Source organism: Streptomyces sp. NPDC048473, from assembly GCF_043200155.1.
In the GTDB taxonomy this organism is placed as follows: Bacteria; Actinomycetota; Actinomycetes; order Streptomycetales; family Streptomycetaceae; genus Streptomyces.
Genome location: NZ_JBICXE010000002.1, coordinates 300,079 through 318,946 on the forward strand (window position 1 = coordinate 300,079; position 18,868 = coordinate 318,946).

Genomic DNA, 18,868 nt, shown 5'->3' on the forward strand with positions numbered 1-18,868 from the left:
CGAGCCCTGAGGAGTACGAGTTCCACCATGCCCCACGCCACTGACAACCGGCCGACGGCCCTGCTCGCGATGGGCCCCGGCATCGCCGGACGCCTCCTCGCCGACCGCCACCGCACCCGGCTGGCGGCCCTCACCCGTACCGACCCGCACCTCGTCGCCCACGACCTGGCCGACCCGACGCCCGAGGTGGCCGCCGCGCTCGCCGATGCCGAGGTGCTGTTCACCTGCTGGGGTGCGACGCCGCTCACCACCGAGGTACTGGCGGCCGCGCCCCGGCTGCGGGCCGTGGTGCACGCGGCCGGTTCCGTGAAGCACCACATCACGGACGCCTGCTGGGAGCGCGGGATCGCCGTCACCTCGGCGGCCGGGGCCAACGCGCTGCCCGTCGCCGAATTCACGCTCGCCGCGATCCTCTTCGCGGGCAAGCGCATCCTGCACTCCGCGGATCGCTATCGCGCCCTGCGCGCCGACAACGACTGGCTCGCGGAGCTCGACGGCTCCGGCAACTACCACCGTACGGTCGGCATCGTCGGCGCCTCCCGCATCGGCCGGCGCGTGATCGAACTGCTGCGCCCCTTCGATCTGGACGTCCTGCTGTACGACCCGTACGTGGACGGCCCGGAGGCGGCGCGGCTCGGTGTACGGCTCACCTCGCTCGACGAGCTGTGTGCGAGCAGCTCGGTCGTCTCGGTGCACGCGCCGCAGCTCCCGGAGACGCACCACATGATCGGCGCGGCGCAGCTGTCGGCCATGGCGACCGGGGCGACGCTGATCAACACGGCGCGGGGATCGCTGATCGACGAGGAGGCGCTGCTGCCCGAGCTGACAGCCGGGCGGCTGCACGCGGTGCTGGATGTGACGGAGCCCGAACTTCCGCCTGCGCACTCGCCGTTGTACGACCTGCCGAATGTGCTGCTCACTCCGCATGTCGCGGGTTCGCTGGGCGATGAGCTGCACCGGATGGCCGATGAGGCGCTGGACGAGTTGGAGCGGTACGCGGCCGGCCTGCCGTTCGCGGATCCGGTCCGGGCGGGGATACTGCCGCGCTCGGCGTGACGGGGGGCTTTGTCCCCTGCCCGCCTCTTCCCGGCAGTATCGATATGCGGCTCCGCCGTGTGGGGGGCTCCGCCGCGGACCCCGGTCCTCAAACGCCGGACGGGATGAAGGATGTCCTCAATCGCCGGGCGGGCTGATTTGCACCCCTGGACTTCCGGCGATTGAGCAGCGGGCGTTCGGGGGCGGGGCCCGGGGCCCCCGGCCACGGGCGGGGCTCGGTCCAGCCGCACATGCCGAGGCCCGGTACCCCGCGACGGGGTACCGGGCCTCAGTGGCTGGGCGGAGCTACACGCTAGTGGGAGTGGCCGTGACCGTGACCGGCCTCCGGCTCTTCCTCGGCCGGCTTCTCGACGACCAGCGTCTCGGTCGTGAGCAGCAGCGACGCGATGGACGCGGCGTTCTCCAGCGCGGAGCGGGTGACCTTGACCGGGTCGATGACGCCGGCCTTCACCAGGTCGCCGTACTCGCCGGTCGCGGCGTTGAAGCCCTGGCCCTTGTCGAGCTCGGAGACCTTCGAGGTGATGACGTAACCCTCGAGGCCGGCGTTCTCGGCGATCCAGCGCAGCGGCTCGACGGCAGCGCGGCGCACGACCGCGACACCGGTGGCCTCGTCGCCGGTCTTGCCGAGGTTGCCGTCGAGGACCTTGACGGCGTGGACCAGAGCGGAGCCACCACCGGAGACGATGCCCTCCTCGACCGCGGCGCGGGTCGCGGAGATGGCGTCCTCCAGACGGTGCTTCTTCTCCTTGAGCTCCACCTCGGTGGCGGCACCGACACGGATCACGCACACGCCGCCGGCCAGCTTCGCGAGGCGCTCCTGGAGCTTCTCGCGGTCCCAGTCGGAGTCCGTGGCGTCGATCTCGGCCTTGATCTGGTTGACCCGGCCCTTGACGTCGCCGGGCTCGCCGCCGCCGTCCACGATCGTCGTGTCGTCCTTGGAGACGGTGACGCGACGGGCGGAGCCCAGCACGTCCAGACCGGCCTGGTCGAGCTTGAGGCCGACCTCCTCGGCGATGACGGTCGCACCGGTGAGGGTGGCGATGTCGCCGAGCATGGCCTTGCGGCGGTCACCGAAGCCCGGGGCCTTCACCGCGACGGCGTTGAAGGTGCCACGGATCTTGTTGACGACCAGGGTCGACAGGGCCTCGCCCTCGACGTCCTCGGCGATGATCAGCAGCGGCTTGGAGCCACCGGCCTGGATGACCTTCTCCAGCAGCGGGAGCAGCTCCTGGATCGAGCCGATCTTGCCCTGGTGGATCAGGATGTACGGGTCGTCGAGGACGGCCTCCATACGCTCCTGGTCGGTCACCATGTACGGGGACAGGTAGCCCTTGTCGAAGGCCATGCCCTCGGTGAAGTCGAGGTCCAGACCGAAGGTGTTGGACTCCTCGACGGTGATGACACCGTCCTTGCCGACCTTGTCCATCGCGTCCGCGATGAGCTCGCCGACCTGGCTGTCCTGCGCGGAGAGCGCGGCCACGGCGGCGATGTCGGACTTGTCGTCGATCGGGCGGGCGGTCGCGAGGAGCTCCTCGGACACGGCCTTGACCGCGGCGTCGATGCCCTTCTTCAGGGCGGCCGGGGAAGCACCCGCGGCGACGTTGCGCAGACCCTCGCGGACGAGCGCCTGGGCCAGCACGGTGGCGGTGGTCGTACCGTCACCTGCTACGTCGTTGGTCTTGGTCGCCACCTCCTTCACCAGCTGGGCGCCGAGGTTCTCGTACGGGTCGTCGAGCTCGACCTCGCGCGCGATGGTGACACCGTCGTTGGTGATGGTGGGAGCGCCGAACTTCTTGTCGATGACGACGTTGCGGCCCTTGGGGCCGATCGTCACCTTGACCGTGTCGGCAAGCTTGTTGACGCCGCGCTCAAGGGCGCGACGGGCGTCCTCGTCGAACTTCAGAATCTTCGCCATGGCAGCTGAGTTTTCCTCTCAAATGAACTGCGCCCCCGACCACCCGGCTGGTAATTCGCAGGGGGCCAGGGGCGCAGAACAGAAGCAAACGTGGGTGAATTACTTCTCGATGATCGCGAGCACGTCGCGAGCCGAGAGGACGAGGTACTCCTCGCCGTTGTACTTCACCTCGGTGCCGCCGTACTTGCTGTACAGCACGACGTCGCCGGTCTTGACGTCGAGCGGAAGGCGCTCGCCGTTCTCGAAGCGGCCCGGGCCCACGGCCAGGACGACGCCCTCCTGGGGCTTCTCCTTGGCGGTGTCCGGAATGACCAGGCCGGAGGCCGTGGTCTGCTCGGCGTCGAGCGGCTGGACCACAATGCGGTCCTCGAGCGGCTTGATCGCAACCTTGGTGCTGACGGTCGACACGATCCGGTCTCCCCCTTCGGAGATCTCACGGGGTTAAGAGTCTTTGGGTGGCGACCAGGTGGATCCGTCGTCGCGGGTGCCGGACCTGCCAGTCGCACAGTACTGCTGGCACTCTCCAGTGGTGAGTGCCAGCACTGAGACTATGACCGGGATTAGCACTCGGTCAAGCGGAGTGCCAATTCAGCCAGTCGTGGCGTCATGCGGGCCCCCGCTCGCACACGGTGCGACGGGTGCCGATCGCATCCGACAGTCCGGACAACGCAAAGGTCTGGACAACACAGGAACAACGCAGGGACGGACCGCGCCGTTCCGTACGACCGTGGCTTCATGCTCGAACCTCCGTACCAGCCGTCGAACCCGCTCCCGCATCGTCCCTCGGCCGCGCAGGACTCCTCGCGCCCCGTGAACGGCTGCCTCGATGCGCTGCTGGGTCTGCTGCTGGTCGTCCTGGAGGGGCTGATCTGTGTGGGCGTCCTCTATTACCTGATCCTCTCGCGGTGGGACCCCGACGGCCAGGAGACGACGGAGCCGCCGCCGATGGACTGGAGGCCCGTCCTCATCTTCGGCGGGATCGCCGCGGTGATCTGCCTGTTCGCCGTGGTGCTGATCCGCGCGAACCGGCCCTGGGCGGGCGCGATCCAGATCCTGGCCGCGCTCCTGCTGTGCGCGGTGGCGGTACTGATCGGGCACGAGGACTACCGCCGCTCGCACCCGGCGACGGCCTCCGCTCCTTCGTACGATCCCGGCCGGTCCGGCCACCAGTGCCTCAGCGGTGGCGACAACCGCGAGTGCCGGGACTCCGGCAGCTGACGGCAGGCGATGACGACCAGCGACCCCGGCGCCCCGTGATCGCCGCGCGGATGCACCGGCGGATGCGCCTGCGGGCCCGCCGCGGGTGCCGGCCGCGGGTGGGTCACCTTCTGTGCGGCCTTGCGGCTCAGCCGTTCGATCGGGTCCACCGACTGTGCGCACCCGGCGGTGGCGGTCAGGAACGCACCGGCTGTCAGCAGTCCGGCGAGCAGCCGGTGCGCCCTTCTCATACGTAGTCCTCCAGCCGGGCCACGGCGTACCCCTTGTCCGTGATGGTCTTCATGACCGCCCGGACCAGGTCGGCCATGCTGCCGCCCCAGTCCTTCCGGCCCCGGAAGTGCGTGAGGATGATGTCACCGGGGTGCAGGTCCTGGTCCTCCTCGCGCCACTCCATGTGGTCCGGGAACGCCTCCGCGTTCCAGAGCGGCACGGCCTTGATGCCGCAGGACTTCGCGATGCGGAGCGTGTCCACGTTGTAGTTGCCGTACGGCGGGCGGAAGAGGGTGGGCCGCCGCCCGTAATGCTCCGCGATGACGGCCTGCTGGTCGCAGATCTCGCTCTTCTGCTCGCTGTACGAGAGCCCTGGCAGGTAGGGGTGGTTGAGCGTGTGGTTGTTGAGGCCGACGCCGAGGCGCTGCATCTCCAGGAAGTACCCGTAGCTGTTGCTCACCAGGTAGTCGCTGAGGAACGCGCTGTACGGGATGTCCAGCTCGTCCATCATCTGCAGCAGTTCGGGGTCCTTCTCGTCACCGTCGTCCATCGTCAGGAAGACGATCCGGTCCTTGGTCGGGACGGTGGTGAAGACCGGCGGCAGCGAGTCGTCCCCACCCTCGACCTCGAACCCCTCGCGGGTGGTGATGTGCGGTTTCACGGCGGGTGGAGGGGGTGCGATCAGCGGTGGCCTGTCCAGCCCCCATTTCTTGGCGAGGGCCGCCCGTACGGCCGGGCTGAACCTCGCGTTCTCACGGGATCCGGCAGGTGCGCCGCCCTGGCCGGCCCGCTGTCCGGGGCCCGCCCCCTGCCCCAGGCCGCCCGGGGGCCCGGCGGCGGGCCGGGCCCGGTACTCGTCGCCGTCGCCGGACGAGCCGCCGCTTCCGGAGGCGCAGCCGGAGCCGACCGCGGCGACCAGGAGTGCGGCCAGGACCGCGCAGGCCGGCCGATGCCTGCCGGAGCCCCGCCCGCCTCCCGGTTCGGGTGCGCCCGATCCGCTCCGTTTCATGGTTAATTCTTCCTTTTGTCGTACAAGATGCATGGCGTCGCATCCTGCCAGCACGTGCAGGGCGCCTCGGCCCGACACCGCCACAGGGCCCACCGGTCAACCCGGCTGGCTCACAATGGGGCAGGTGAACGCCTTCGCCCCGAACGACCCGTCCGACGCCGACGACCGGTCCGGCACTCCCGACCCGTCCGAAGCCAATGACCCGTCCGACGCCAACGACCCGCTCACCGCTTTCATGGCCCTGCGCACCCCCGAGGGCGCGGCGCTCCTGGACGGGCTGCGGTCGTACGACCCCGCCCAGGAGCTCGCCACCGCCACCCGGCTGCGCCGCACCCACCCGGCCTCCCTGGTCTCGGCGGCGCTGGGGCAGGCACGGCTGCGGCAGCGGGCGGTGGCGAAATTCGGCGCCGAGGACGCGTACCGGATGTTCTTCACGCCGAACGGCGTCGAGCAGGCGACCCGTACGTCGGTGGCCACCCATCGCGCACAGCGGTTCGTGGAGGCGGGCGGGGTGCGGAGCGTCGCCGACCTCTGCTGCGGGATCGGCGGCGACGCGATCGCGCTCGCGCGGGCGGGCATCTCTGTCCTCGCGGTGGACCGCGACCCGCTGACCGCCGAGGTGGCTCGCGCCAACGCCGTCGCGCTCGGCCTGGACGGTCTGATCGAGGTGCGGTGCGCCGATGTCACCGACATCGACACCTCGCCGTACGACGCGGTCTTCGTCGACCCGGCGCGGCGCGGCGGCAGGGGCAGGATCTTCGACCCCGAGGCGTACTCACCGCCGCTCTCCTGGGCGACCGGCGCCGCGCTCAAGGCCCCCCGCGCCGCGCTGAAGATCGCCCCCGGCATCCCGCACGAGGCGATTCCGGCGCAGGCGGAGGCCGAGTGGATCTCGGACGGCGGCGATGTGAAGGAGGCGGTGCTCTGGTTCGGCGAGGGCTTCGCGGCCGGTTCCTACCGCGCCACCGTGCTTCCGGCCCGCGCCACCCTGTGGTCCGGCGCGCCGCTGCCCGCCCCGCCCGTCGGCCCGGTCGGCCGCTATCTGTACGAGCCGGACGGCGCCGTCATCCGCGCCCATCTGGTCGCCGACATCGTGGCGCGGTGCGACGGCCGACTGGTCGACGAGACCATCGCGTACGTCACGAGCGACGAGCCGTACGACTCCCCGTACACCGCCGGCTACGAGATCACCGACCAGCTGCCGTTCAACATGAAGAAGCTCAAGGCGCTGCTGCGGGAGCGGAAGGTCGGCGTCCTGACGGTGAAGAAGCGCGGATCGGCCGTCGAACCGGAGGAGCTGCGCCGCAGGATGAAGCTCCAGGGGCCGAACGCCGCGACGGTCTTCCTGACCCGGGTGGCCGGAGCCCCGACGATGCTGATCGGCCACCCGGTGCCGAAGAAGACGCCCTAGGCCAGGTCGGTCAGGTCCTCGGCGTACACCTGCGAGAGCGGCTGAGGACCCACGTACTGCTGGCAGTTGCACTGCCCCGACTCGAAGCGGACCGGCTTCTTGGACTCGTCCCAGGCCGTCGGCACCTCGACCCGCTCATGGCACTTGCCCTGCTTGTCGTGCTTGGCGAGATGGTGCGTGCAGCCGCAGACCGGCTCCGGCGGCTTATGGGCCGCTTCGAGGGCCAGCCGCTCCTGCTTGGCCGTCTCCAGCAGCTCCAGCTTGCGGGTGTGCCGGTTGCGCAGCGCGGTACGGACGTTGTCGACCGCCCATCCGAAGCCGCCCGTCCAGAAGATGATGAGCACCCACCAGTACCACTCCATGTGACACTCCTCCCCCTGCGTGACTCATGTATCCGGTCAGGATAGGTCCGGGGTCAGCGGTGGGCGCCGCCCCCGACGGAGAACAGCGGCTCCGGAGCGGACGCCCCGATCAGTACCCGCAGCACCCAACGACGGTGGGCGAAGGCCGTGCTGATGCCGATCAGCCCGACGATCCAGCCGGTCATCCCCAGTCCCACGACCAGGGCGACCCGCCCGAAACTGTCCCGGGCCGCCTCGGCGGTCGCCGGGACGGCGATGCACGCGTACAGCCCGAGCGCGCACAGCGCGAAGGACATCAGCAGCCAGACGAGGCTGACGCCCGGCCTCCGCAATCGCGCGTCACGCACCGGATCGCGGTCCAACTCACCCCAGACGGCGAGCAGTCGGCGGATATCGCGGTCACGGCGCAGACCGATGACGACGAAGGCGATCGCGGGCACCATGCAGCAGGCGCCCAGGCCGGCGAGGATCACACCGAGCAAGGCGCTGAAGATGTCGTACGTCTCCTCCAACGTAATGATCGCCGCGCCCACAAGCGACCAGCCGAGCGCGCACAGTGCTCCCCACAGCCACAGCAGCCCCAGCCGCCCCGGTGAAACATGCATCTTCACCAACGCCCCGAGCACCACGGCCCGGTCGGTGAGCAACGCCTCACGGTCGGGCCAGGTACGTATCTCCACGGGCGGTGGGGGCGGCGGCAGTTGCGCACGGCGAAACATGTGCCCGACCCTACCGACCGGGCACCCGGCTCCCTGCGGCGGCACGGTGCGCCGGGGCCGCCGGGGTGCCATGCTGGAAAGGGACACATGGAGGTTCGCGATGGGGTTCTACGTCGAGCGGATCGTGCCCCGGATCGTCGATGCCGTCGGCGGAATGAAATCGGTCGAACCGCTGCGGCGCCGGGTCTGCGAAGGCCTGTACGGCGAGATCATCGAGATCGGGTTCGGCTCCGGACGCAACGTTCCGTTCTACCCCGATGCCGTCACCGACGTGGCCGCGGTCGAGCCGTCCGATCTCGGCTGGAAGCTGGCCCATGACCGTATCGACGCAGGGCGCACCCCGGTGCGGCGCGCCTGTCTGGACAGCCAGTACCTGCCGTTCGAGGACGACACCTTCGACGGCGCCCTGTCCACGTGGACGCTGTGCACCATCCCCGACGCCGATGCGGCGCTGCGCGAGGTACGGCGGGTCCTCAAACCCGGCGCGACCCTGCACTTCCTGGAGCACGGACTGGCGCCGGAGGAGGACGAGAACATACGCCGCTGGCAGCGCCGCCTCGATCCGCTGGAGCGGCGGCTCTTCGCCGGATGCCATCTGACCCGGCCGATCGCCGAGATGCTGATGGCCGCGGGGTTCACGATCGTCGACCTCGACGTGTTCTACGAGAAGGGCGCGCCGAAGACGATGGGCGCCGACTCGATGGGCGTCGCCGCGCCCTGACGGGGCCGGTGCCGGAGGCGGGGCTCAGGCGTTGCGCAGCGCCTCGATGTCCAGCTTCCCCATGCCCAGCATCGCCTTCATCGCCCGCTCGGCCTTCGCCGGGTCCGGGTCGGACAGCGCCTCGTTCAGCCCCTGCGGGACGAGCTGCCAGGACAGGCCGTACTTGTCCTTGAGCCAGCCGCACTGTCCCTCCTCGCCGCCCTCGGTGAGCCGGGACCACAGGGTGTCCACCTCTTCCTGCGACGCACAGTCCACGGACAGCGAGACCGCCTCGGTGAAGGGGAACTGCGGGCCGCCGTTGAGCGCGATGTACTCCTGGCCGGCCAGGAGGAAGTCGACGGTCATGACCTTGCCCGTCTCGCCCGGCGCCGCCTCGTTGTAGTACGTCGTGTTCAGCACCTTCGAGTCGCCGCCGAAGACGGAGATGTAGTGATGCGCGGCTTCCTCGGCCTGGTTGTCGAACCACAGGAAGGTCTTGATCTTCTGCATGGTCTGCTCCTGTCGGGTGGCACGGGGGTGGATGGTGCCGAAGGTTGTGCAGGGTAGACCGGGCCGGCGCCCGGAACTCATCGGCCGGCGCGTTCCAGAAGCGCCGCGCGGTCCAGGAGCATCGCGCGTTCCCGTTCGTTGCGGGTCAGTCCGGCCGCCCGTACGAACTCCGCCCGCGCCTCGTCCGTACGTCCCGTCCTGGCCAGCAGATCGCCGCGGACGCTGGGCAGCAGGTGGTAGCCCTTGAGCGCCGGTTCGTCGGCCAGCGCGTCGACCAGGCAGAGGCCGGCCGCCGGTCCCTGCGCCATCGAGACCGCCACGGCCCGGTTCAGCTCGACGACCGGCGACGGTGCGATCACTGCGAGGCGGTCGTAGAGGGCGGCGATGGTGGTCCAGTCCGTGTCCTCGTACGTCACCGCCCGGGCGTGGCACGCGGCGATCGCGGCCTGCACGGCGTACGGGCCGAGACCGGCGCCCTCCTGCGTCGCCGCCACGGCCCGCTCCAGGGCCGCGACACCGCGCCGGATCAGCAGATGGTCCCAGCGGGCCCGGTTCTGGTCGGCCAGCAGCACCGGCGCACCGTCCGGCCCGGTCCTGGCGGCGGTGCGCGAGGCCTGGAGTTCCAGCAGCGCGACCAGGCCGTGGACCTCGGACTCCTGCTCCATCAGGCCCGCGAGCACCCGGGCCAGCCGCAGCGCGTCCTCGCACAGTGCGGGGCGCAGCCAGTCGTCGCCCGCGGTCGCCGCATACCCCTCGTTGAAGATCAGGTAGATGACTTCGAGCACGGAATCGAGGCGGGCGGCGCGCTCGGGTCCGTACGGCACCTCGAAGGGGACGCCCTCCCGGCCCAGGGTCCGTTTCGCCCGGACGATGCGCTGGGCGACGGTCGGTTCGGGGGCCAGGAACGCGCGGGCGATCTCATCGGTGGTGAGCCCGCCGAGCAGTCGCAGGGTGAGGGTGATCCGGGCCTCGGTGGAGAGCACCGGATGGCAGGCGGTGAAGATCAGCCGGAGCAGGTCGTCGTCGATGTCGTCCGCTTCCGCGGGCTCGGGCGGCGGCACGTCCTCCAGGGCCCGCCCGACCTCGGCCAGCTTGCGCGCGTACGTCTCCTTGCGACGTACGAGATCGATCGCGCGGTGTCTGGCAGTGGCCATGAGCCAGGCGCCCGGCCGGTCCGGGACACCTGACTCCGGCCACTGTTCCAGCGCGGCCACCAGGGCGTCCTGCGCGAGTTCCTCGGCGATGCCCACGTCCCGCACGATGCGGGTGACACCTGCGATGATCCGCGCGGACTCGATCCTGAAGACCGCTTCGACCGCCCCGGTCGCGCTTGCTGCCGTCACGGTCACTCATCAGAGCAGCCGTGCCGGGGCGCGGCAAGCGGGGCCGGTCAGAGGCCGGTGGCCTCGTCGATCTGGCGGACCTCGGAGGTGACGGTCCAGTTCGCCGGGTGGATCTGGAGGAACCGCTTGGTCCATTCCAGGGCCTCGGCCTTGTCCTTGGCCTGGAGGATGGCGTAGCCGCCGACGACCTCCTTGGTCTCGGTGAAGGGGCCGTCGGTGTAGCTGAGCTTGCCGCCGGACCAGGTGACCCGGGTGCCCTGCGAGGTCGGGGTGAGCCCGGCCGTCTCCAGCATGACCCCGGCCTTGGTGATCTCCTCGAACAGGGCGCCCATGCGCTTCTCGAACTCGGGGCCCGGGGTCTCGGCGGGGAGGTTCTGCTCATCGATGCGGATCAGCGACATGAAGCGGGGCATGGTGACTCCTCGGTCGGAAGGGCGGGGTCCTTCCCCGCCTCTCACCCTTGCGTCGAACGGGAGACGGCCGGATCGACAGCTCCACCGGAATTCTTCTGAGAATCTTCCGGAGCGGCCACCGGAGCAGCCGACGGGCCGGCCGACGGAGCAGCCACCGGAGCAGCCACCGGGTCGACCGCCGGAGCGGTCGACAGGTCGGCCACCCGAGCGGTCCGTGCCGACGCCGGGAGCAGCACCAGGGCCGCCAGCGCCGCCGCCGCGAGCAGCCCCGCGCAGACCCAGAACGCCGCCGCGTACCCCGCCGCCAGATCCGCCGGCCGGCCCCCGTCGCCGGTGACCTGGGCGGCGACGGTGACCAGGGCCGCGAGCCCGAGCGAGCCGCCGACCTGGCGGGCGCTGTTCAGCAGCCCGGAGGCCATCCCCGCCTCGTCGGATGCGACATCGGTCGTGGCCGCGGTGCCGAGCGGTACGAAGCACATCCCGATGCCGACGCTGCAGACCAGGGACGGGCCGAGGATCGAGTACAGGAAGCTGCCGTCCGCCTGCGCCGTCGCGGCGAACCCGGCGAGGCCGAGCGCGGCAAGGCCACCGCCCGCCGCCAGCAGCCGCCGGGTGCCGAGCGCCGCGACCGTACGGGTGGCGACGACCGAGCCCGCGACGACGCCCACCGAGAACGGCAGGAAGGCAACGCCGGCGGCGGTCGGCCCGTAACCGAGCACCTGCTGCATGTAGAGCGAGGCGAAGTAGAACGCGGCGAACTGCCCCGAACTCAGCAGCAGGCAGAAGAGATTCGCGGTCAGGACCGGCCGACCCTTCAGCAGGCCGAGACGCAGCAGCGGAGTCCCGGCGCGCAGCTCGACGGCGGCGAAGGCGGCCAGCAGGAGCACGGCGGCACCGAGCGTGCTCAGCGTCCGGGCCGACCCCCATGGGTGGGCCGATGTGCGTACGAGCCCGAGGACCAGCAGGGTCGTACCGGCGGTGGCCAGCAGCGCCCCGGCCACATCGAGCCGGGCGCCGGTCCGGGTGGGGCGGCTCTCCAGCCCGGAGCGTACGGCCCCCACGAGCGCGAACACCACGATCGGCACATTCACCAGCATCACCGCACGCCAGCTCGCCGCATCGGTGAGCACCCCGCCCGCGAGCACGCCGACCGCGCCGCCCGCCGCGCCCGCCATGCCCCACAGCCCCAGGGCTCGGGAGCGGGCGGGCCCGGCCGGGAAGGCGAGGGCGATCAGGGCGAAAGCGACCGGGGCGAGCGCGGCCGCGCCGATCCCCTGCACCGCCCGTGCGGCGATCAGCCCGCCGGGCGACCACGCGAGTCCCCCGGCCAGGCTCGCCGCGCCGAACAGCACCAGGCCCGCCGTCAGGACCCGGCTGCTGCCGATCAGGTCGGCGAGACGCCCGCCGAGCATCAACAGCCCGCCGAACGCCAGCGCATAGGCGTTCACCACCCAGAGGAGCCCCTCCGGGGTGAAGCCGAGATCGCGGCGCATGTCCGGCAGCGCGACGTTCACCACGGACATGTCCAACGCCACCATGAACTGCACGATGAGGGCCACCACCAGCAGCCAACGCACGTGCCGTGACTGGTCGTTCACGGCTTCCCCTTCCCTCGTGGTCACTCGGACGAGTCATTACTATACGCGTATAGGAATTAGTCACCGCAACGGAACGGGAGACAATGCCCGGGTGTCAGGGACAGAGAAGGCGTCAGGAACAGCGAAGAAGCAGACGGCGGCGAAACGGTCCGTCGGGCGGCCGCGCAGGCTCGACCCGGACGCGATGGTCGCCACCGCGCGCCGCATCATCGAGGAAGAGGGCCTGGACGCCCTGAGCATGCGGCGGGTGGCGAAGGAGCTCGGCTCCACGCCGATGGCGCTGTACCACTACGTGCAGGACAAGGACGAGCTGCTGATGCTCACCCTGTCGGGCACCGCGGCCGCCTTCCCGCGCCCCGAACTGCCCGACGACCCGCGCGAACGGATGCTCGCGGTGGCCGTGCACATGCACGGCATCCTGGCGCGGATCCCCTGGGTGCTGGACATCCTGGCGCTGGGCGAGATCACCGACAAGAACGCGCTCTGGATGGTCGAGGAGATCATCGGCTCCGCGCTCACCTGCGGCCTCTCCCCCGCGCAGGCGGTACGCGCATACCGGACGATCTGGAGTTACGTCTACGGCGACCTGGTCTTCCGCCGGGCGGCCGAGCGCCGTGCGGAGAACCCGCCGCGCAGGCGGCACTTCCCCGAGATGGTCACCGAGGAGGACGCGGCCGCGCTGCCCCGGCTCACGGAGGTCAAGGACCGGTGGCGCGAGTACGCCGCCGACTACGAGGTGACCGAAGAACTCGACGCGATCATCGAGGGGCTGATCAGCCGAGGGACTCGACGGCCCCCAGGGACTCGAAGCGCCAGCGGTGCACCGGACGAGTGATCAACTCGGCGTCCGGTTCCGGGAGTTCGGGCAGCTCGTCGCCGTACGCCCCCGCCCACCAGGTGAGGACCAGAACCCGGTCCTGCGGTGCGCGCAGCAGCTCGCACCGCAGCGGCTCGCGGGCCAGCTCGGCCGACCGGGCGCGCGCCCACTCCAGAAGTTCGGCGCCCCTGCCGTCGGCGGCGCGGGCCTCCCACATCAGCGCAACGGTCGTACCGCTCATGAGTAGAGGTTGTCCTTGCTGATCTCGTGCACATGGTCGTGGTCATGAGCGTGTGCGTGGGCGCCCGGTACATGGGTGTCCGTCACCGGCAGCGACGAGTCCGCGGACAGCTCCAGGTCCGAGGCCGGCCGGCCCCGGGCCACCATCTCCGCGCCCAGCGCCGCGACCATCGCCCCGTTGTCCGTGCACAGCCCCGGCCGCGGCACCCGCAGCCGGATGCCGGCGCGTTCGCACCGCTCCTGGGCCAGCGCCCGCAGCCGCGAGTTGGCCGCGACACCGCCGCCGATCATCAGGTGGTCGACGCCCTCGTCCTTGCAGGCCCGGACGGCCTTCCGGGTGAGCACATCCACCACGGCCTCCTGGAACGACGCGGCCACATCCCGTACCGGCACCTCCTCGCCCGCCGCCCGCTTGGCCTCGATCCAGCGGGCCACCGAGGTCTTCAGACCGGAGAAGGAGAAGTCGTACGCGGGATCGCGCGAGCCGCTCAGACCGCGCGGGAACGCGATCGCCTTCGGGTCGCCCTCCTTCGCCAGCCGGTCGATGACCGGGCCGCCGGGGAAGCCGAGGTTCAGCACCCGGGCGATCTTGTCGAAGGCCTCGCCCGCCGCGTCGTCGATGGTCGCGCCCAGCGGCCGTACGTCATTGGTGATGTCGGGCGCGAGGAGCAGCGAGGAGTGGCCGCCGCTGACCAGCAGCGCCATCGTCGGCTCGGGCAGCGGGCCGTGCTCCAGCTGGTCGACGCAGATGTGCGAGGCGAGGTGGTTCACCCCATAGAGCGGCTTGTTCAGCGCGTACGCGTATGCCTTCGCCGCCGAGACTCCGACGAGCAGCGCGCCCGCGAGCCCGGGGCCCGCGGTGACGGAGATGCCGTCGAGGTCGCGGGCGCTGATCCCGGCCTCCTTCAGGGCGCGCTCGATGGTGGGGACCATCGCCTCCAGGTGCGCGCGGGAGGCGATCTCCGGGACGACGCCGCCGAAGCGGGCGTGCGTGTCGACGCTGGACGCGACGGCGTCGGCGAGCAGCGTCGTACCGCGGACGATGCCGACGCCGGTCTCGTCGCAGGAGGTCTCGATGCCGAGTACGAGCGGTTCGTCAGCCATCAGTCAGTCTCTGTTTCTTGTACGTGGAGGCGCATGACGAGTGCGTCGATGTTGCCGGGCTGGTAGTAGCCGCGGCGGAAGCCGATCGGTTCGAAGCCGAAGCGTTCGTACAGCTTCTGCGCCCGGGTGTTGTCGACGCGGACTTCGAGGAGCACCTCGGCGCACTCGAAGGCCGTGGCGTGCTTCAGCAGGTCGGTGAGGAGTTCGGAGCCGAGGCCGCCGCCCCAGTGGTCGCGGGTGACACCGATCGTCTGTACGTCGGCGAGATCACCGGCCGCGGCGAGCCCGGCGTAGCCGACGATCCGGCCGGTGACGGGGTCCTCGGCGACGACATAGCGGCGGGTGGCCTGCGGGCCGCGGGAGTGCGCCAGCTCGGACCAGAACATGCCGGCCGACCAGGCGTCGTCCGGGAACAGCTCGTGTTCGAGCTCCAGCACCGGATCGATGTCCCACCAGCGCATCTCGCGCAGTACGGCAGTCGTGGTCGTCACTTCGGGGTGACCACCTTGTAGTTCTTCGGGACCTGGGCGTCGGGCCTGCGGAGGTAGAGCGGCTGCGGCGGCAGCAGCTCCGCGCCCGCGGCGAGACGCTCGGCTGCGAGGGCGGCCAGCGCACCGGCGGAGACGTGTTCGGGGCCCCGGGCGTCCGGGAACGCCTCGGGGTAGAGCACCGCGCCCGCCCCGACGACAGGGAGTCCGGCGAGCTGCTCGGCGATGTCGGCGGGCCGGTCGACGGCGGGCTCCGTGACGCGGGTACGGGGGTCCTCGTACCTCGCCCAGTAGACCTCCTTGCGGCGGGCGTCCGTCGCGACGGCGAACGGGCCTTCCAGGCCGTCCTGCCCGGCGGCATACGCGAGACCGTCCAGGGTGCACAGCCCGTGCACGGGTACGGAGAGGACGGAGCCGAAGGTCGCGGCCGTGACCAGGCCGACCCGCAGCCCGGTGTACGGTCCGGGGCCGACGCCCACGACCACGTCCGTCACGGCGTCGAGTTTCACTCCGGCCTCGGCGAGGACCCGGTCGACGGCGGGCAGCAGCAGTTCCCCGTGCCTTCGGGCGTCGACCTGACCGGACTCGGCGACGACGGAGGTCCCGTCGTGAAGGGCGACGGTGACGGCGGGGGTGGCGGTATCCACGGCGAGCAAGAGCACGCAAACAGCCTACGGCTCCTCCGAAGGGGCACGGCGTCCCGTACGGCGTCCCGGTACGACCTGCACCGGCTGCTACCGTCACCGTGTACACGCGGGTACGACGTAAACGCTTGTACTACATACGGAAGCGAAAGGGGCGCGCACGGTGGCTAGGGGCAGCTCGGGAATCGTGGCCGGGCTCACTGTGGCGGCTCTCGCCGCGGTCGGTTTCCTGGCCTACCAGGCATCGGCGAACGCCCCGGACTCCGTCGCCGCCCCCAAGCCGAAGACGTCCAGCAGCGCCGCCGCCACCGGCCATGACAAGCCGAAGAAGGACAAGAAGCCTCCGGCCGAGCTCCCTGCCGGCTCCGGTACCGGGAAGCGTGTGGTGTACGCCCTGGAGGACCGTCAGGTGTGGCTCGTCGACACGGCCGGGGATGTGACCAGGACCTTCGAGGTCATGCCGAGCGCGCTGAATCCGCCGCCCGGGACGTACCAGGTGGGTACGCGCTCGGGGCCCGCCACCAAGGGCTCGGACGGCTTGATGATCGAGCACGTGGTGCGGTTCGCGATGGCGGACGGCGTGTCCGTGGGATTCAGCGCGGCGCTGGACGGCTCGATGGAGAGCCCGGATCCGACGCTGAAGACGGGCGGCGTGCGGATGTCTCGGGCCGACGGGGATGCGATGTGGGAGTTCGCGACGGTACGCACGAAGGTGGTCGTCGTCCCGTAGCCGGCCGGCCCCGGTGTCCTCAATCGCCGGACGGGCTTGAAATTCCGCCCACACGGTTTGCGTACCCGGCACCCACGTCGCCGCCCTGTCCTCAATCGCCGGACGGGCTTGATTTCTGCCCCGCACCGGTTTTGCGTACCCGGCACCACGTTGCCGTCTCGTCCTCAATCGCCGGACGGGCTTGATTTTCCGCCCCGCACCGGTTTTGCGGCAGAACAAACCCGTCCGGCGATTGAGGGCATCTGTTCAGCCTGCCCGGCGTTCGAGGGCGGACTCGGTGCGGTCGGCGCTCGATGGCGAGACGGTGACCGGGGCCCGGTCGGTGGACAGCGGCGGCGGCGTCGAGACCGCCGTGGCCGCGGCGCAAGCCGCCAGCAGGTCTCTCATCGATGGCGGCGGCGGCACTTCACGTTCGGCGGACGTCGTCATGGATGCCTCCTGAGGCTCCGATGGAAGGCATGGTTAGGTAGACCTAACCCGCTCTCGTCATCCATGTGACCACGCCCGCCCCGCCCGGCGCAACAATGTGCCGACACACTGTCGGAAAGCACACCCCGCGCTCAGTTCTCCAGCGCCCCGCGCGCCCCCCGCAGCCCCGCCCAGCGCGCCCCGATACCGATCAGCGTCACCGAGCGCCGTTCGTCGTCCGTGTCGCCGACGGCGCGGTGGATCAGCACCTGCAGCCGGTCCTCCGACAGTTCCTCGACCTTGCCGTCGCCCCACTCCACGACCACCACCGACTCCGGCAGGGACACATCGAGGTCCAGGTCCTCCATCTCGTCGAGCCCGCCGCCCAGGCGGTACGCGTCGACGTGGACCAGCGCGGGACCGCCGGTCAGCGACGGGTGGACGCGGGCGATCACGAAGGTGGGAGAGGTGACGGCGCCGCGCACCCCGAGGCCCTCGCCGAGCCCCCGGGTCAGCGTCGTCTTACCGGCGCCGAGCTCACCGGTGAGCATCACGAGGTCGCCCGGGCGCAGTACACCGGCGATCCGGCGGCCCAGGGCCTGCATCTGTTCGGGGGACTCGACGGCGAGGCTCACGGTGACGGTGCCCGGCGCGGTGCCCTCGTCGGCCTCAGCCGCCAGGCTGTTGTGCGGTGCTTCCATGCCCGCCAACGTTAGCCGTTGCCGGCACGGCCCCGATGCGTACCAGCAGGTCCGCCAGCCGGTCCGTCACCGTTTCCGGGTGTTCGAGCATCACCAGATGACCGGCGTCCGGGACGATGACCAGCTCCGCGTCCGGGAGATGGTCCGCGATGGCCTCGCTGTGCGAGCTGGGCGTCACCAGGTCCTTGTCGCCCGCCAGGATCAGCACCGGGAGGTCACGGAAGGCGGGCAGGGCGTGGCTCTTGTCGTGTTCGGTGAAGGCCGGGTAGAACTCGGCGACCACATCGATCGGGGTGGATTCGATGAGCCGCTCGGCGAACCGCTCGACCGCCGGGTCGACGTCCCGCGAACCGAACGAGTACCGCTTGATCAGCCCGGCGAAGAGATCGGCGGTCGCCCGCCGGCCCCGTTCGACCAGCTCGGCCTGGGAGCCGAGCGCCTTGAGCACCCCGGGCAGCACCCGCCGCACCGCGTTCACGCCTGCGATCGGCAGCCCGAAAGTGACCTCGCCGAGCTTTCCGCTCGATGTGCCGACGAAGGCGACGGCGGCGACCCGGTCCCGGATGAGCTGGGGGTACTGCTCGGCGAGCGCCATCATCGTCATGCCGCCCATCGAGTGCCCGACCAGGACCAGCCGGCCCTCCGGGGCGGCCGCGTCGATGACGGCCTTCAGATCGCGGCCGAGCTGGTCGATGCCGACCGTCACCCCGTCCGCCTGGGCCCGGCCCCGCTCGGAGCGGCCGTGGCTGCGCTGGTCCCAGTGGACGGTGCGGACCAGTCCGCGCAGCGCCGCCCGCTGGAAGTGCCAGGAGTCCTGGTTGAGGCAGTAGCCGTGGCTGAAGACGACGGTGACGGGCGCGGGCGCCTTGCGGCCGAAGAGCCGGCGGCGGCGCGTACCGGCCCCCGTGGCGGCACCGGAGGCGCTGGCAGCGCTCTCGCCGCCCCCGGCGGCCCCCGTACCGCCGTCCGGTTCGACCTCGTCGACCTCGTAGTACAGCTCGGTGCCGTCGTCGGCCGCGGCCCGGCCCGGCAGTCCGCGCAGCGAGCCGTACGGCCCCGAGGCGTCCAGCGCCAGCCGGGCCTTTCTGCGCATGCCACGGCCCACGGTCAGCCGCTCGACCGCCACACCGGCGGCAGCTCCTGCCGCGATCACACCTATGGCGGCTCCGGCGATCCCTGCCCGGCGCCAGCCGACCGCAGTAGCGGCCGTCGTCACCGCGTCCCCCGCGCTGATCTCGCTCACCGTGCCGCGCTCCTCGTCGGTCGTATCCG

General features: G+C 71.0%; 22 protein-coding genes. 6 read left to right on the forward strand and 16 right to left on the reverse strand.

The window, feature by feature from the left end; genetic code table 11:
* Nucleotides 1–27: 27 nt before the first annotated feature.
* The gene (locus ACGFU7_RS04640; protein WP_393692291.1) at nt 28–1,056 is read left to right on the forward strand and encodes a hydroxyacid dehydrogenase; all 1,029 of its coding nucleotides are present in this window, start codon (nt 28–30) and stop codon (nt 1,054–1,056) included.
* 292 nt (nt 1,057–1,348) lie between these two features.
* Here ACGFU7_RS04640 and groL read toward each other — a convergent pair whose 3' ends face one another.
* Nucleotides 1,349–2,971, reverse strand: a complete 1,623-nt coding sequence (gene groL / locus ACGFU7_RS04645; protein ID WP_393692293.1) for a chaperonin GroEL — start codon at nt 2,969–2,971, stop codon at nt 1,349–1,351.
* Nucleotides 2,972–3,070: 99 nt separating this feature from the next.
* Complete coding sequence (gene groES, locus ACGFU7_RS04650; protein ID WP_393692295.1) at nt 3,071–3,379, reverse strand: co-chaperone GroES; 309 nt, start codon at nt 3,377–3,379, stop codon at nt 3,071–3,073.
* Between the two features lie 327 nt (nt 3,380–3,706).
* Here groES and ACGFU7_RS04655 point away from each other — a divergent pair, with 327 nt between their 5' ends.
* Nucleotides 3,707–4,189, forward strand: a complete 483-nt coding sequence (locus ACGFU7_RS04655; protein WP_393692297.1) for a DUF6234 family protein — start codon at nt 3,707–3,709, stop codon at nt 4,187–4,189.
* Between the two features lie 226 nt (nt 4,190–4,415).
* Here the strand turns inward: ACGFU7_RS04655 and ACGFU7_RS04660 are convergent, their stop codons facing one another.
* Nucleotides 4,416–5,441 carry a polysaccharide deacetylase family protein gene (locus ACGFU7_RS04660; RefSeq protein WP_393692299.1) on the reverse strand — a complete coding sequence of 342 codons (1,026 nt, stop codon included), beginning with the start codon at nt 5,439–5,441 and terminating at the stop codon, nt 4,416–4,418.
* An 82-nt stretch (nt 5,442–5,523) separates the two neighbouring features.
* On the opposite strand from ACGFU7_RS04660, the gene ACGFU7_RS04665 reads away from it, so the two are divergent.
* Nucleotides 5,524–6,819 (forward strand): methyltransferase domain-containing protein, encoded by a 1,296-nt coding sequence (locus ACGFU7_RS04665; RefSeq protein WP_393692301.1) that lies wholly within the window; start codon nt 5,524–5,526, stop codon nt 6,817–6,819.
* Here ACGFU7_RS04665 and ACGFU7_RS04670 read toward each other — a convergent pair.
* Together ACGFU7_RS04670 and ACGFU7_RS04675 are read right to left on the reverse strand one after the other, a co-directional pair.
* A complete protein-coding gene (locus ACGFU7_RS04670) occupies nt 6,816–7,181 on the reverse strand; it encodes a hypothetical protein (RefSeq protein ID WP_393692303.1) in 366 nt (121 codons plus the stop codon). The two genes, ACGFU7_RS04665 and ACGFU7_RS04670, sit on opposite strands and share 4 nt — an antisense overlap.
* A 53-nt stretch (nt 7,182–7,234) precedes the next feature.
* A complete protein-coding gene (locus tag ACGFU7_RS04675; RefSeq protein WP_393692305.1) occupies nt 7,235–7,900 on the reverse strand; it encodes a hypothetical protein in 666 nt (221 codons plus the stop codon).
* Between the two features lie 100 nt (nt 7,901–8,000).
* On the opposite strand from ACGFU7_RS04675, the gene ACGFU7_RS04680 reads away from it, so the two are divergent.
* Nucleotides 8,001–8,621 (forward strand): class I SAM-dependent methyltransferase, encoded by a 621-nt coding sequence (locus ACGFU7_RS04680; RefSeq protein WP_393692307.1) that lies wholly within the window; start codon nt 8,001–8,003, stop codon nt 8,619–8,621.
* A 24-nt stretch (nt 8,622–8,645) separates the two neighbouring features.
* Here the strand turns inward: ACGFU7_RS04680 and ACGFU7_RS04685 are convergent, their stop codons facing one another.
* The 4 genes from ACGFU7_RS04685 to ACGFU7_RS04700 form a co-directional block, all read right to left on the reverse strand.
* Complete coding sequence (locus tag ACGFU7_RS04685) at nt 8,646–9,110, reverse strand: VOC family protein (protein ID WP_393692309.1); 465 nt, start codon at nt 9,108–9,110, stop codon at nt 8,646–8,648.
* Between the two features lie 77 nt (nt 9,111–9,187).
* Entirely contained in the window at nt 9,188–10,459 is a 1,272-nt protein-coding gene (locus ACGFU7_RS04690) for an RNA polymerase sigma factor (protein ID WP_393692311.1), read from the reverse strand.
* A gap of 41 nt (nt 10,460–10,500) precedes the next feature.
* On the reverse strand, nt 10,501–10,866 hold the full coding sequence (locus ACGFU7_RS04695; protein WP_393692313.1) for a YciI family protein: 366 nt from the start codon (nt 10,864–10,866) through the stop codon (nt 10,501–10,503).
* Between the two features lie 41 nt (nt 10,867–10,907).
* Nucleotides 10,908–12,464: an MFS transporter gene (locus ACGFU7_RS04700; protein ID WP_393692315.1), complete on the reverse strand. Its 1,557-nt coding sequence runs from the start codon at nt 12,462–12,464 to the stop codon at nt 10,908–10,910.
* Nucleotides 12,465–12,555: 91 nt separating this feature from the next.
* On the opposite strand from ACGFU7_RS04700, the gene ACGFU7_RS04705 reads away from it, so the two are divergent.
* The gene (locus ACGFU7_RS04705) at nt 12,556–13,299 is read left to right on the forward strand and encodes a TetR/AcrR family transcriptional regulator (RefSeq protein WP_393692317.1); all 744 of its coding nucleotides are present in this window, start codon (nt 12,556–12,558) and stop codon (nt 13,297–13,299) included.
* On the opposite strand, the gene ACGFU7_RS04710 is transcribed toward ACGFU7_RS04705, so the two are convergent.
* Genes ACGFU7_RS04710 through tsaB form a run of 4 tightly spaced genes read right to left on the reverse strand, consistent with a single transcriptional unit; the run spans nt 13,238 to nt 15,775 of the window.
* Nucleotides 13,238–13,522, reverse strand: coding sequence for a hypothetical protein (locus ACGFU7_RS04710; protein ID WP_393692319.1), 285 nt, complete (start codon nt 13,520–13,522; stop codon nt 13,238–13,240). The two genes, ACGFU7_RS04705 and ACGFU7_RS04710, sit on opposite strands and share 62 nt — an antisense overlap.
* Nucleotides 13,519–14,625, reverse strand: coding sequence for a tRNA (adenosine(37)-N6)-threonylcarbamoyltransferase complex transferase subunit TsaD (tsaD, locus tag ACGFU7_RS04715; protein WP_393692321.1), 1,107 nt, complete (start codon nt 14,623–14,625; stop codon nt 13,519–13,521). Before tsaD ends, ACGFU7_RS04710 begins: the two co-directional genes overlap by 4 nt.
* Complete coding sequence (rimI, locus tag ACGFU7_RS04720; protein ID WP_393692323.1) at nt 14,625–15,116, reverse strand: ribosomal protein S18-alanine N-acetyltransferase; 492 nt, start codon at nt 15,114–15,116, stop codon at nt 14,625–14,627. Before rimI ends, tsaD begins: the two co-directional genes overlap by 1 nt.
* Nucleotides 15,113–15,775 (reverse strand): tRNA (adenosine(37)-N6)-threonylcarbamoyltransferase complex dimerization subunit type 1 TsaB, encoded by a 663-nt coding sequence (gene tsaB / locus ACGFU7_RS04725; RefSeq protein ID WP_393692325.1) that lies wholly within the window; start codon nt 15,773–15,775, stop codon nt 15,113–15,115. Before tsaB ends, rimI begins: the two co-directional genes overlap by 4 nt.
* A 145-nt stretch (nt 15,776–15,920) precedes the next feature.
* On the opposite strand from tsaB, the gene ACGFU7_RS04730 reads away from it, so the two are divergent.
* Entirely contained in the window at nt 15,921–16,487 is a 567-nt protein-coding gene (locus tag ACGFU7_RS04730) for a hypothetical protein (protein WP_393692327.1), read from the forward strand.
* A gap of 246 nt (nt 16,488–16,733) precedes the next feature.
* On the opposite strand, the gene ACGFU7_RS04735 is transcribed toward ACGFU7_RS04730, so the two are convergent.
* The 3 genes from ACGFU7_RS04735 to ACGFU7_RS04745 form a co-directional block, all read right to left on the reverse strand.
* Complete coding sequence (locus ACGFU7_RS04735) at nt 16,734–16,916, reverse strand: hypothetical protein (RefSeq protein ID WP_393692329.1); 183 nt, start codon at nt 16,914–16,916, stop codon at nt 16,734–16,736.
* Nucleotides 16,917–17,047: 131 nt separating this feature from the next.
* On the reverse strand, nt 17,048–17,596 hold the full coding sequence (gene tsaE, locus ACGFU7_RS04740) for a tRNA (adenosine(37)-N6)-threonylcarbamoyltransferase complex ATPase subunit type 1 TsaE (protein ID WP_393692331.1): 549 nt from the start codon (nt 17,594–17,596) through the stop codon (nt 17,048–17,050).
* Entirely contained in the window at nt 17,565–18,839 is a 1,275-nt protein-coding gene (locus tag ACGFU7_RS04745; protein ID WP_393692333.1) for an alpha/beta fold hydrolase, read from the reverse strand. The genes tsaE and ACGFU7_RS04745 overlap by 32 nt, the downstream gene beginning before the upstream one ends.
* Nucleotides 18,840–18,868: the final 29 nt, after the last annotated feature.